Genomic DNA, 12,876 nt, shown 5'->3' with positions numbered 1-12,876 from the left:
CCCCAAAAAAAAGAGCAACCGAGATACCGATGAAACCAGAAGTTCGTCCCTTCGTTCAAACCCTGAGCGTCCTGTGGGACGGCCCTGCCGTTCAAGCCCGGGCATCGAAAGGGGTAGCGGTCGCCGCGGTGGCGATCGTCGACCCCGCGCTGGCAGGCTTGCCTCCTGGGAAAGCGTGCTCCTGTCCGCCACGCAAGGCCCCTGTGCCTGCGGTGCCGGATGGCGGTGCGGGGGGTGGTGGCGGATCGAACGCTTCGCCGCGGCGCATCGGCCATTGGGCGAAGGGCGTCGCAGCCGCGATCGGCGCAGCGTATGTCCACGAGAAGGTCGGCGACGATTTCTTCCTGTCGACCACCACGTTGAACGACGGCAAGCGCGGATTCACCGGCAACGCGCGGCTCGCCCTGGCACAGGAGGACGCGCGGGCGTATCGCCAGCGCTACCTCGCCGGCGCCCCGGCGCAACGGATGCACGACAACCGGCCGCCCACCTTTGTCCGAAGGGTCGGGAACAACGAGTTCGCGACCATGGTCGATTTCCGCGCGGCGACCAAGGTCCATCTTGCCGAGACGACGAATACCCCGGAAGCCTACCGTTCGCTGTCGACCAGCCTGGACTGTTTCACGGGTCGGCGCATCAGGCCCGACGTGGTCGCCCGGTACAAGCCGTCGCAGGTTCCGGCGGAGTTCGATCTGACCAAGAGCGCGCGGTTCAGGGAGAAGAACCATTACGCGCTGACGGGCGTTCCCAACGAGGAGACCGGTGCCAGCGGATACGCCTCCCGGTCGGTGACGCACCCGTTCCTGAACAACGGAATGCAGCACTACAAGGACGAGTCCGAAGCCAGGGGCCTGTCGCCGGAGCAGTGCCAGAGGTCGTTCGAGGCCGCCCTGGAGGGCAGCGCCACGCTCAGCCCGGCGGCACAGTTCGCCGCGGGCCAGTTCATCCTGAACCTTCGGCAGGTGTATGCCGCCGACGAACATTGGGGCCACTCCGAAAATGTCGTGATGGCGGACCTGAAGGCGCTCGGCCTGCTGTCGCAGGCGGAAACCGACAAGATCGACGCCACCCTGCTGTTCGAGGATCCCTCGAAGAACGTGCTCAAGCGAAACACCAGCCTGGCCGGCCCGCGGCTGCATAAGATCGATACCGGCATCCAGAGCATTCGCCTGAGAAACGATCCCGAGGCACTCGCGGACATCAAGGCCATGGTCGGACATAAGAACATCGAGAATCTGCCCATCGTCCATTTCAAGCTGAACGAGGAGGGCAACGGCTTCGAGGACTGCTCGGGGCTGGGCGACTCGTTCACCAGCGCCAATGCCACCGCATGCATGAACCACGCACGGTTGATGAGCGGCGAGGAGCGCCTGTCCCGATACGACGTCGGGGTGATCGTCGCCTGCCTCAACGCGGTGTACGACGACGCGAGCAGCCTTCGGCATACCTTGCGCGAGATCGCACGAGGCTGCTTCGTGGGCGCTGGCTACACCACCGAGGATGCCGACCATTTTTACGCGGACCTCTGCAGCCAGGCCAGCCAAGAGTTCTACGGCGGCAAGAAGCTGCCGCCCGTCGCTGCCGCGGACCTCCACCGGCAAGGCAGGTGACTTCCTGTCGGTCGGACTCCGGCATCGGCAATTGCTATTAATTCTATAGCTAGAAGTCGACGATCCACGCCGGCTGCAGGCACTTTTTACTCTGGATTTCTCCAGGCACGCCGCTTCTACGCCAGCGACCGCCCCAGACGGTGCAGAAAGCCCTCGCAGGCCTCCAGCTGGTCGAGCGCCACGAACTCGTCGGGCTTGTGGGCGTGCTCGATGTGGCCCGGGCCGCAGATGACGGTGGGGATGCCGTATTGCTGGAACAGGCCGCCTTCGGTGCCGTAGGCGACCTTGCGGGTTTCGCGGTCGCGGGTCAGCGCGCGGGCCAGGGCGACGATCGCCTCATGCTCGGCGGTCTCCATGCCGGGGGCCGAGGCGCCGACGGCGATGTCGATGCCGGCCTCGGCGTATTCCTTCTGCATCTTCGGCAGCAGCTCGTCGCGCACGTACCGCTCGACCCGGGCGTGGATGCTGTCGACCGACATGCCCGGCAGGTTGCGGAATTCGTACTGGAACTCGCACAGCTCGGGGATCGTGTTGACCGCGATGCCGCCCTGGATCTGGTTGGTGGTGAGGGTGGTGAAGGGCACGTCGAAGAACTCGTCGTACGGGCCGTGGGCGCGGTAGTGGTCGGCGATGTCGCGGATGCGGCAGATCAGCCGGGCGGCGTACTCGATCGCGTTGCAGCCGCGCGGGGTGAGCGACGAGTGCGCCGCCTTGCCGTGCACCCGGCAGCGGTAGAGGTTGATGCCCTTGTGGGCCACCACCACCTGCATGCCGGTGGGCTCGCCCACCACGCAGCCCTCTACGCGCAGGCCGCGCTGCTTGAGTTCGGCCAGCATCACCGGCGCGCCGACGCAGCCCACTTCCTCGTCGTACGAGTAGGCCAGGTGAATCGGCTTCTGGCGCGGCATCGCGAGGAACCCCGGCACCAGGGCCAGGGTGGTGGCGATGAAGCCCTTCATGTCGGCCGAGCCGCGGGCATAGAGCTTGCCGTCGCGCTCGTCGATCCGGAACGGGTCGCTGCTCCAGTCCTGGCCGTCGACCGGCACCACGTCGGTGTGGCCCGACAGCACGACGCCGCCGTCGGTGCGACCGTCGGTGGCGGGCAGGGTGGCGAAGAGGTTGGCCTTGCGGCCGTCGGGCGAGGCGATGACTTCGGCCCGCACGCCGTGCCCGGCCAGGCCCTCGCGCACGGCGTCGATCAGGTCGAGATTGGAATTGCGGCTGGTCGTGTCGAAGGCGACCAGCTGTTCCAGCCATTGGCGGGTATTCATGGACGGAGGCACCGGGGAGAAGAAGACATGAAGCCGCCAGTGTAGGCCGGCGCCCCCGCACACGCGCCCCCCGGGTATCGACCGCCGCCCCGCCGCGCGCTACCGGTTGGTGAAGCTGGCGTTGCCGAGCCCGGTGCCGACCGTCAGCACCGCCCAGCGCTTGACGTCGTTCATGAAGGGCAGTTCCGACAGGCCCTGCACCACCGCGTCGTTGTGCAGCCGCACGTGCGTGGGCTCGCCGCCGATGAGGGGCAGTTTCTCGCACAGGTGGCGCGGCAGGTGGAACCGGGTGCTCTCCCAGTTGCCGGGCAGGTTCTGGGTGCCGCCGGCGATCGAGCCGTCGGGCCGCACCATGCCCGGGCAGGCCACGCCGACGAACGGCGCGAGCTTGATGCCGTCGCGCTTGGCCTCGCGGATCAGGTCCTCCAGCATGCCGGCGATGCCCTGGACCAGGTCGTCGCGCTTCTTCACGTCCTCGTCCTCGGCATGGCCCCACTTGTCGCGGCCGACCACCTCGGCGCGGGTCGGGTCGGGGCCGTTGCCGCGCACCCGCACGATGCCGCAGCGCACGTTGGTGCCGCCGATGTCGACCGCCAGCAGCGCGTCGTGCCGCTCCAGCACCTCGGGCGGCGCCACGTGCAGCCAGCCGATCAGGCCGCCCTCGTCGGCATGGTGGTGCAGGGTGCGCAGCGAGACGCCCGCCTTCGCCTCGGCCAGCAGCTCGCCGGCGCGGCCCACCGCCCGCTTGCCCAGTTCGCTCTGCTGGAAACCGCCGCCGATCACCACCCGCTCGACGCCCTGCCACGACTTCTGGCGCTGGAAGCGGCGCACCACCTGGGCCAGCTGCACCGCGTAGTCCTCCGACGCGGCGCGGATCGCCGCGGCCGCCGGGCCGTTTTGCGCCAGCAGCTCGTCGAGCCGGCGCTTGCCGATCTCGGCGGTCGGCTTGGCGCCGAAAGCGTCCTTGCCGTCGTTCATCTCGGCGAACAGGCTGCGCCAGAGGGCGAGCATCTTGCCGAAGGCGGTGCGGCTCGCGCGGTCGCCGTAGAAGCCGCCGGTCTCGCTGTCGCGCACCTCCAGGCTGTAGCTCTCGATGGTGACGGCGGGCAGGGTCAGGTCGCCGTGGACCGGGGGCGCGACGTCGGCGGCGGTGTCGTCGGCGGGGCGGGAATCGGTGCGCGGGGAGCGGGGCATGGCGGTGTCGGAGGTTCGGCAGGGGGCGAAGGGGGCGGTGCGGCGGCGACCGGGCAAAGGGCCGGGCGGCCGGGCCACCACCGGCCGAGACCGCGTCGCATGCCGACAGCATGACCGACAAGCGCCGCGCGGCTGCATCCAAACGCAAGGCGCTCCGTCCGCCTACGCCTCGCCCCGATCCGCACCGACACGGCGGGCCAGGCGTGCCCGCACCCACTGTGCTGTCCGGCCCGCACACCTTCGTGGTACGTGCCGTGGCCGGCGGCGGTGCGTTCGCACTACCGCGAACACCCCCGTCATCACCGCCCAAAAGGAATCCACCATGGCCGTCAAGACCCTCGAAGACCTGTTCGTCCACGCCCTGTCGGACGTCTACAGCGCCGAAAAGCAGCTGACCAAGGCACTGCCCAAGATGGCGCGCGCCGCGACCAATCCGGCGCTGGCCGCCGCCTTCACCCTCCACCTGGAAGAGACCCAGGGCCAGATCGAGCGGATCGACCGCGCGGTGGAAGCCACCGGCATCAAGTTGAAGCGCATCAAGTGCGCCGCGATGGAAGGCCTGGTCGAGGAAGGCGAAGAAATGATCGAGGAAGTGGAGAAGGGCCCGGTGCTCGACGCCGGCCTGATCGGCGCGGCCCAGAAGGTCGAGCACTACGAGATCGCCACCTACGGCACCCTCTGCGCCCTGGCCAAGCAGCTCGGCTACACCGAAGCGATGCAGCTGCTGCGCGAGACGCTGGAAGAGGAAAAGTCCACCGACGAAAAGCTCACCCTGCTGGCCGAAAGCGGAGGCAACGCCGCGGCGGCCGATGCGGGAGGCGAATCGGACAAGGATTCGGTCCCCGCCCGCCGCGCACCGACCGAGAGCGCCAAGACCCCTGCCGGTCCGGCCGCCAAGACCCAGGTGCCCGCCACCCGCAAGGCTCCGGCCCGCAAGACCGCAGGCTGACCGCACCGGCGGCTCAGGTCGCGCATGCTACAAAATAGATAGCTACAGGTCGGCGCGCAACGTCGGCCGCAGCTATTTTTTTGGGCGGATGCGAGAGCCAAGGCATGCTCTTTGCATGAAAGGCGAACCCGCCACAGGAGCCTTTTTCATGAGCCGCAACGACGTCACCGAGAAAATCATCACCGCCAAGGTCCTGAAGGGGATCAGCTGGGCCGGCGTGGCCGAGAAGGTGGGCTTGTCCAAGGAATGGACCACCGCCGCCTGCCTGGGCCAGATGACGCTCACCGCCGCGCAGGCCGCCACCGTCGGCGACATCTTCGACCTGAGCGCCGACGACCGCAAATGGCTGCAGGTGGTGCCGTACAAGGGCTCGCTGCCCACCCCGGTGCCGACCGATCCGCTGATCTATCGCTGGTACGAGCTGGTGAGCGTCTACGGCACCACGATCAAGGAGCTGATCCACGAGGAGTTCGGCGACGGCATCATGAGCGCGATCGACTTCTCGATGGACATGCAGCGCCAGGAAGATCCCAAGGGCGACCGGGTGCGGGTGGTCCTGTCGGGCAAGTTCCTGCCGTACAAGACCTACTGAGGCCGGCTCCCGGACGGCCCGCGACGCGGCGATGGCCTTGCGTGCCGACACGCGATAGGCGTCTGGCCGTACATCCGGCGCGGGTCGGCGGGCCCAGTCTTGCGGCATTCCTGCGGCGGCGGGGTCTTGTCGGCATCGCCCCGCTTCTATTCGCCTTTGCCGGAGTTCCACCATGGCCCCTCTCACCGCCCTCTCGTCCTGCCTGCTCGCCGCCTTGGCCTTCACCGGTGTCGCCGCCCACGCGGCCGACGAAGCGAGCCACCCGGCCGCACCCGAGCGCAGCCAGCGCGCCCAGGCCGACAAGCCCGGCGCCCGCAACCACAACCCCGAGGGCGAAGGCACGACCAAGTCGGCGCCCTCGGCCATCAGCAAGGCCGACCGCGACTTCGTCACCAAGGCCGCCGGCGCTTCGCTCTACGAGATGGAAGCCGCCAAGCTCGCAGAATCCCGCGCCGCCGATCCCCGGCTCAAGGCCTTCGCCCAGACCCTGCAGCGCGACCACCGCCGCGCGATGGACGGCCTCAAGCAGATCTCGCTCGACCACAACTACCCGCTGCCCGAGCACGCTCCGCAAGACAAGGCCGCGATCCTGGCGCGGCTGCAGTCCCTCTCGGGCAAGGAGTTCGACACCGTGTTCCGGCTGCAGGTGGGCATCGAGGACCACAAGGACGACATCGAGCTGCTGGAGCGGGCCCGCCGCGCCAGCCGCACGCCCGACATCCGCGCCTGGATCGAACAGTCGCTGCCGGTGATGCGCCGGCACCTGGAACAAGCCCAGGCGATGTAGCCGCACCGCGCGACGGTCTTGCGGCGCCGGGCCAGAATGCAGGCCCGTTCCTTGCGGGCCGCGCGGCCCGCCCGCCCCACGCTCCGCCGCCCTCGTCTTCTTCCGGATCCCGACATGCACGATCTCACCGCCTTCCCGATCACCGCCAAGTGGCCCGCGCAGCGCCCCGACCTGCTGCAGCTCTATTCGCTGCCCACGCCCAACGGGGTGAAAGTCTCGATCCTGCTGGAAGAAACCGGCCTGCCGTACGAGCCGCACCTGGTGGATTTCGGGCAGAACGACCAGACCTCCGCGGCCTTTCTCTCGCTCAACCCGAACAACAAGATCCCGGCGATCCTCGACCCCGACGGCCCGGACGGAAAACCGCTGGCGCTCTTCGAATCCGGCGCGATCCTGGTCTACCTGGCCGAGAAGACCGGCCAGTGCATGCCGGCGGATGCGGCCGGCCGCTACGAAACGCTGCAGTGGCTGATGTGGCAGATGGGCGGCGTCGGGCCGATGTTCGGCCAGCTGGGCTTCTTCCAAAAGTTCGCCGGCAGGGACTATGAGGACAAGCGCCCGCGCGACCGGTACGTGGCCGAATCGAAGCGGCTGCTGGCGGTGCTGGACAAGCGCCTGGAGGGGCGCGACTGGATCATGGGCGCCGGGCTCACCATCGCCGACATCGCGGTGCTGCCCTGGGTGCGCAACCTGGTCGGGTTCTACGAGGCGCGCGAGCTGGTCGGGTTCGACGATTTCCCCGCGGTGCAGCGAGTGCTGGCGACCTTCGTGGCGCGACCGGCGGTGGCACGCGGGCTGGAGATTCCGAGGCGGGCCTGAGCCGCCGCACCGACCGACGTCGCGGGCGGATCGGTTCGAGGACGTCAGCGTGCCCCTGGCGCGCGACGGGGCCGAGGCGGTGGAAGTTCGTCTGCAGGCATGGGCGCACCGGCGGCGCTGGTCCCGAGGCGATACGGCGCGTAGGCCGCTGCCCACAGGCAGGCGGCGCGCGACGCCCTGGCGCCGCATGGTCGCGGCCGCGAAAAATGGCGGGCCGACCCGGCCCACCGGGCACCACGATGACATGCCGCCGAGCAGAAGGATCCCCATGGACCAGGCCGTTGTTTCCCCGCGCCCCGCACCCGCGGCCGCGCTTCTTCCTCCCACCCAGACCCTGCGCTTCGTGCTCAACGGCCACCCGACCCAGGTGGAGGTGGCGCCGTGGACCACCCTGCTCGACCTGCTGCGCGAGGACCTGCGGCAGAGCGGCACCAAGAAGGGCTGCGACCACGGCCAGTGCGGCGCCTGCACCGTGCTGGTCGACGGCCGGCGGATCAATTCCTGCCTGACGCTGGCGCTGATGCACGAGGGCGCCGACGTCGCCACGGTCGAGGGACTGGCCAAGGAGGATGCGCTGCATCCGCTGCAACAGGCCTTCATCGACCACGACGCGTTCCAGTGCGGCTACTGCACGCCGGGCCAGATCTGCTCGGCCGTCGGCCTGATGAACGAAGGCCATGCGCACGACGCCGAGGACGTGCGCGAGCAGATGAGCGGCAACGTCTGCCGCTGCGGCGCCTATGCCGGCATCGTCTCGGCGGTGGTGCAGGTGATCCGGCAGCAGCCGGCTGCCGATCCCGGCGCGGCGAACGCGCAGGAGTCCGCACGATGAACCCGTTCGCCTTCGAACGCGCCGCCTCCGCCGCCGACGCGGTGGCCCGCGTCGGCGCCCGCCCATGCGACGTACGCTTCATCGCCGGCGGCACCAACCTGCTCGACCTGATGAAGGAAGGGCTGACCGCGCCCGACACGCTGGTCGACATCAACGCCCTGCCGCTCGGCGGCATCGAGGACGCCGAGGGCGGCGGCCTGCGCATCGGTGCGCTGGCCCGCAATGCCGACACCGCCTGGCACCCCGCGGTGCGGCAGCGCTATCCGTTGCTGGCCCAGGCGCTGCTGGCGGGCGCCTCCCCGCAGTTGCGCAACATGGCGACCACCGGCGGCAACCTGCTGCAGCGCACCCGCTGCTACTACTTCTACGACGCCTCGGTGCCGTGCAACAAGCGCAAGCCCGGCAGCGGCTGCCCCGCCATCGGCGGGGTGAACCGGATCCACGCGATCCAGGGCGCGAGCGACTCCTGCATCGCGGTGCACCCGTCCGACATGTGCGTGGCGATGGCCGCGCTCGACGCCACGGTCCAGGTCCAGGGTGCGCAGGGCAGCCGCGGCATCGCCTTCGCAGACTTCCACCGCCTGCCCGGCGACCGGCCCGACCTCGACACCACCCTGGCACCCGGCGAACTGATCACCTCGGTGGACCTGCCCGCCGCGCCGCTGTTCACGCGCATCGCGTACCTGAAGATCCGCGACCGCCGTTCCTATGCCTTCGCGCTGGTGTCGGTGGCCGCCGCGCTCGACCTCGAAGCCGACGGCCGCACGGTGAAGTCGGCCCGCATCGCGCTCGGCGGCGTCGCGCACAAGCCCTGGCGCCTGCCCGAAGCCGAGACGCTGTTGGCCGGCGCCACCGTCGGCGAAGAAGCCTTCGGCCGCGCCGCCGACGCCCTGCTGGCGGGCGCCCGCGGCCAGGGCGACAACGATTTCAAGATCCCGCTGGCCCGCCGCACCGTCGTGCGCGCCCTGCTGCAGGCGGCCGGCCAGGAGGCGGCCGCATGAGCGCCCGCACCTTAGCATCGACAGCCCGCCCCCTGCCGCACGCCCGCACCGAGGTACTCCCATGAACAGCACGTCCACAGCCCCCGCCACCGCCCGCGCACCCCGGCCCGAGGTGAACCTGCCCGGCCCTTTCGGCACCCCGGTGCCGCGGGTCGACGGCCGCGCCAAGGTGACCGGCGCCGCCCGCTACGCGGCCGAGCATTTCGCCGACGGCATGGTCTACGGCGTGGTGGTCTCGGCCACCATCGCCCGCGGCCGGATCGCGCGGATCGACACCGCCGCCGCCCGGGCCGTGCCCGGCCTGGTGGAGGTGATGCACCACGGCAACCGCCTGCCGATGTCGCGCCTGGACCTGATGCACAAGGACATCGTCTCGCCCTCGGGCTCGCCGTTCCGGCCGCTGGAAGACGACCGGGTGCATTCCGAGGGCCAGCCGGTCGCGCTCGTCATCGCCGAGACCTTCGAAGCCGCGCGCCACGCCGCCCGGCTGGTGCGGATCGACTATGCGGCCGAGCCCCACCGCAGCAGCCTGCACAAGCGCCTGGACGAGGCGCGCAAGCCCGGCCGGCTGAAGTTCGGCTTCACCCCGCCGCCCAAGCCGAAAGGCGATGCGGATCGCATCTTCGCGGCCGCCGACATCAGGGTCGCGGCCGAGTACCTGGCCTCGTCCGAGTACCACAACCCGATGGAGATGTTCGCCACCACCGCCGTCTGGGACGGCCCGGGCAGGCTCACCGTGTACGACAAGACCCAGGGCGCGCAGAACTCGCGGATGTACCTGGCCCATGCGCTGAAGCTGAAGAAGGAGAACGTGCGGGTGCTGTGCCCCTACGTCGGCGGCGCTTTCGGCTCGGGGCTGCGGCCGCAGTACCAGTCGCTGCTGGCGTCGATGGCCGCGCTCAAGCTGCAGCGCCCGGTGCGGGTGGTGCTGACCCGCCAGCAGATGTTCACCTTCGGCCACCGGCCCGAAGCGGTGCAGACGATCAGGCTCTCCTGCACGCCCGACGGCCGGCTGACCTCGGTGCAGCACAGCGCGGTGACCGAAACCTCGCGCAACGAGGACTACGTGGAGGTGATCGTCAACTGGTCGGCCCTGCTCTACCCGTGCGACAACGTGGCGCTCGATTTCAAGGTGGTGCCGCTCGACCGGTTCACGCCCATCGACATGCGGGCGCCCGGCGCCGTCACCGGTGTGCATGCACTCGAATGCGCGATGGACGAGCTGGCCTACGCCGCCGACCTCGACCCGCTGGCGCTGCGCCTGTGCAACTACGCCGAGCGCGACCACGGCGAGGACAAGCCCTTCTCCAGCAAGGCGCTGCGCGACTGCTATGCCCAGGGCGCCGAGCGTTTCGGCTGGGCGCGCCGCTCGGCCGCGCCGCGCTCGATGCGCGACGGCCGCACCCTCGTCGGCTGGGGCATGGCCACCGGCGTCTGGGACGCGATGCAGATGCCCGGCGCCGCCCGTGCGGTGCTGCAGGCCGACGGCACGCTGGCGGTGAGCAGCGCCACCACCGACATCGGCACCGGCACCTATACCGTCATGGCCCAGATCGCCGCGGCGAGCATCGGCCTGCCGCTCGACAAGGTGGTGTTCACCCTGGGCGACTCCACCCTGCCGATGGCGCCGATCGAGGGCGGCTCGATGACGGTCGCCACCATCGGCACGGCGGTGCAGGCCGCCTGCCACAAGCTGGCGCGTACCCTGTTCCGCATGGTGCGGGTGCTGCCCGACGCGCCGCTCGGCAAGCCGCTGTTCGAGGAGGTCGAGTTCGCGGACGGCTGCATCCGACTGGTGGCCGACCCGGCACGGTACGTGGCCTTCGACGACCTGCTGCGGCGCAGCGGCAAGGACCGGGTCGAGGAAAAGACCCTGTCGCTCGCGCATTTCCTGAAGCAGCGCAAGTTCACCCGCTCCACCCATTCGGCGGTGTTCGCCGAGGTGCGGGTGGACGAGGACTTCGGCACCGTCGAGGTGACCCGCATCGTGAGCGCGATAGCCGCCGGCCGCATCGTCAACCCGCGCACCGCCACCAGCCAGATCCAGGGCGGCGTGGTCTGGGGCATCAGCCATGCGCTGCACGAGGAAGCCCTGCACGACCACCGCCTGGGCAAGGTGGTGAACCACAGCTTCGCCGAGTACCACGTGCCGGTGAACCGCGACATCGGCGAGATCGACGTGCTCTTCGTGCCCGAGGAGGACGACGTGGTGAACCCGCTGGGCGTCAAGGGCGTGGGCGAGATCGGCATGGTGGGCGTGTCGGCCGCGATCGCCAACGCGATCTTCCACGCCACCGGGCGGCGGCTCTACAGCGTGCCGATGACGCCGGAAAAGGTAATGGCGCCGGGTGGCTAGCAGCGCCCCGCAGCCTGTCGGCGCCGACGCCTGCGCCCCGGACGGCCTGCCGCCCGCGGCCCGGCGACGGGCGATGGCGGTCATCATCCTGGGCATGACGCTCAGCGTGCTCGACGGCAGCATCCTGAACCTGGCGCTGCCCGGCATCGCGCACGACCTGGGGGCCGATGCGGTCTCGTCGATCTGGATCGTCAACGCCTACCAGGTGGCCACGCTGGGTCTGCTGCTGCCGCTGGCCACGCTGGGCGACACGATCGGCTACCGGCGGGTGTACCTGGGCGGCCTGGCGCTGTTCACCGTCGCCTCGGTCGGCTGCATCCTGGCGCACACGCTGGGCCAGCTGGTCGCGGCGCGGGCGGTGCAAGGCGTGGGTGCCGCCGGGATGATGGGCGTCAACGCGGCGATGGTGCGGCTGGTGTATCCGCGCAAGCTGCTGGGCCGCGGCGTGGCGATCAACTCGGTGGTGGTGGCCACCGCCTCGGTCGCGGGGCCGACGGTGGCGGCGGCGGTGCTGTCGGTCGCCAGCTGGCCGTGGCTCTTCGCGATCAATCTCCCGCTGGGGCTGATGGTGTTGCTGGGCGGCCGTGCCCTGCCGCGCAACACCGCCCAGGCGGCGGGCGCACGGCTCTCGGTGGTGGACGTGCTGCTCAATGTGCTGATGTTCGGCCTGGTGTTCCTGGGCGCCGACGCACTCGGCACACGCACCGCCGGCACCACCGGCGGCGTGGCCAGCGGCGTGGCGCTGCTGGCGGCCGGCCTCGCGGTCGGCTTCTTCTACCTGCGCCGCCAGAGCCGGCTGCCGCTGTTTCCGGTCGACCTGCTGCGGATCCAGGTGTTCGCGCTGTCGATGTGCACCTCGGTCGCGGCCTTCGCGGCGCAGATGCTGGCGTACATCGCACTGCCGTTCCTGCTGCTGGGCAGCTACGGCCGCAGCCACCTGGCCGCCGGCCTGCTGATCACCGCCTGGCCGCTGGCCATCGTGGCGATCGCGCCGGTGGCCGGCCGGCTGATCGGCCGGGTGCCCGACGGGCTGCTGGGCGGCATCGGCCTGGGCATCCTGGCGACCGGCCTGGCCCTGCTGGCCGCGCTGCCGGCCCAGCCGTCGGATATCGACGTGGTGTGGCGCATGGCGATGTGCGGCATCGGCTTCGGCCTGTTCCAGTCGCCCAACAACCACACCATCGTGACCACCCCGCCCGCCCACCGCTCGGGCGGCGCCAGCGGCATGCTGGGCACCGCGCGGCTCACCGGCCAGACGCTGGGGGCGGTTCTGCTGGCCATCGTGTTCAGCATCGCGCCGCCCGGCGAGGGACGCGGCCCCATCGTGGCGCTGGGCCTGGCCGCGCTGCTGGCGGCCGGGGCGGGGGTGTTCAGCATGCTGCGGCTGCGGAAGAAGAAGGCCGGCTGAACGAATTGCTATTTAATCAATAGCATGAAGTCGTTGCAGGAAGCTGGGGGGGGGGGG

11 protein-coding genes are annotated in these 12,876 nt (G+C 70.1%); 9 read left to right on the top strand and 2 right to left on the bottom strand.

From position 1 onward, the window contains the following. The first annotated feature begins 29 nt into the window (after positions 1 to 29). Positions 30 to 1,610 (top strand): XopAG/AvrGf1 family type III secretion system effector, encoded by a 1,581-nt coding sequence (gene xopAG, locus DFQ15_RS13050; RefSeq protein ID WP_199399882.1) that lies wholly within the window; start codon positions 30 to 32, stop codon positions 1,608 to 1,610. A 116-nt stretch (positions 1,611 to 1,726) separates the two neighbouring features. Here xopAG and argE read toward each other — a convergent pair whose 3' ends face one another. Both argE and DFQ15_RS13040 read right to left on the bottom strand, forming a co-directional pair. Further along, a complete protein-coding gene (gene argE / locus DFQ15_RS13045; protein ID WP_110466396.1) occupies positions 1,727 to 2,881 on the bottom strand; it encodes an acetylornithine deacetylase in 1,155 nt (384 codons plus the stop codon). A 99-nt stretch (positions 2,882 to 2,980) separates the two neighbouring features. Continuing rightward, the gene (locus tag DFQ15_RS13040; protein ID WP_199399881.1) at positions 2,981 to 4,075 is read right to left on the bottom strand and encodes an ROK family protein; all 1,095 of its coding nucleotides are present in this window, start codon (positions 4,073 to 4,075) and stop codon (positions 2,981 to 2,983) included. Between the two features lie 322 nt (positions 4,076 to 4,397). Here DFQ15_RS13040 and DFQ15_RS13030 point away from each other — a divergent pair, with 322 nt between their 5' ends. From DFQ15_RS13030 to DFQ15_RS12995, 8 genes are all read left to right on the top strand, one after another. Continuing rightward, entirely contained in the window at positions 4,398 to 5,024 is a 627-nt protein-coding gene (locus tag DFQ15_RS13030; protein WP_110466394.1) for a YciE/YciF ferroxidase family protein, read from the top strand. 148 nt (positions 5,025 to 5,172) lie between these two features. Beyond that, complete coding sequence (gene cynS, locus DFQ15_RS13025) at positions 5,173 to 5,616, top strand: cyanase (protein ID WP_110466393.1); 444 nt, start codon at positions 5,173 to 5,175, stop codon at positions 5,614 to 5,616. 172 nt (positions 5,617 to 5,788) lie between these two features. Beyond that, on the top strand, positions 5,789 to 6,403 hold the full coding sequence (locus tag DFQ15_RS13020) for a DUF4142 domain-containing protein (protein WP_110466392.1): 615 nt from the start codon (positions 5,789 to 5,791) through the stop codon (positions 6,401 to 6,403). A 114-nt stretch (positions 6,404 to 6,517) separates the two neighbouring features. Then, positions 6,518 to 7,222, top strand: a complete 705-nt coding sequence (locus tag DFQ15_RS13015; RefSeq protein ID WP_110466391.1) for a glutathione S-transferase N-terminal domain-containing protein — start codon at positions 6,518 to 6,520, stop codon at positions 7,220 to 7,222. Positions 7,223 to 7,490: 268 nt separating this feature from the next. After that, positions 7,491 to 8,054 (top strand): (2Fe-2S)-binding protein, encoded by a 564-nt coding sequence (locus tag DFQ15_RS13010; RefSeq protein ID WP_110466390.1) that lies wholly within the window; start codon positions 7,491 to 7,493, stop codon positions 8,052 to 8,054. Continuing rightward, on the top strand, positions 8,051 to 9,055 hold the full coding sequence (locus DFQ15_RS13005) for an FAD binding domain-containing protein (RefSeq protein ID WP_110466389.1): 1,005 nt from the start codon (positions 8,051 to 8,053) through the stop codon (positions 9,053 to 9,055). Before DFQ15_RS13010 ends, DFQ15_RS13005 begins: the two co-directional genes overlap by 4 nt. Positions 9,056 to 9,116: 61 nt before the next feature. Then, complete coding sequence (locus DFQ15_RS13000; protein ID WP_110466388.1) at positions 9,117 to 11,411, top strand: xanthine dehydrogenase family protein molybdopterin-binding subunit; 2,295 nt, start codon at positions 9,117 to 9,119, stop codon at positions 11,409 to 11,411. 73 nt (positions 11,412 to 11,484) lie between these two features. Continuing rightward, the gene (locus DFQ15_RS12995) at positions 11,485 to 12,819 is read left to right on the top strand and encodes an MFS transporter (RefSeq protein WP_110466387.1); all 1,335 of its coding nucleotides are present in this window, start codon (positions 11,485 to 11,487) and stop codon (positions 12,817 to 12,819) included. Positions 12,820 to 12,876: the final 57 nt, after the last annotated feature.

It is taken from the genome of Xylophilus ampelinus, assembly GCF_003217575.1.
In the GTDB taxonomy this organism is placed as follows: Bacteria; Pseudomonadota; Gammaproteobacteria; order Burkholderiales; family Burkholderiaceae_C; genus Xylophilus; species Xylophilus ampelinus.
This window is presented reverse-complemented; position numbering and strand designations above follow the sequence as displayed.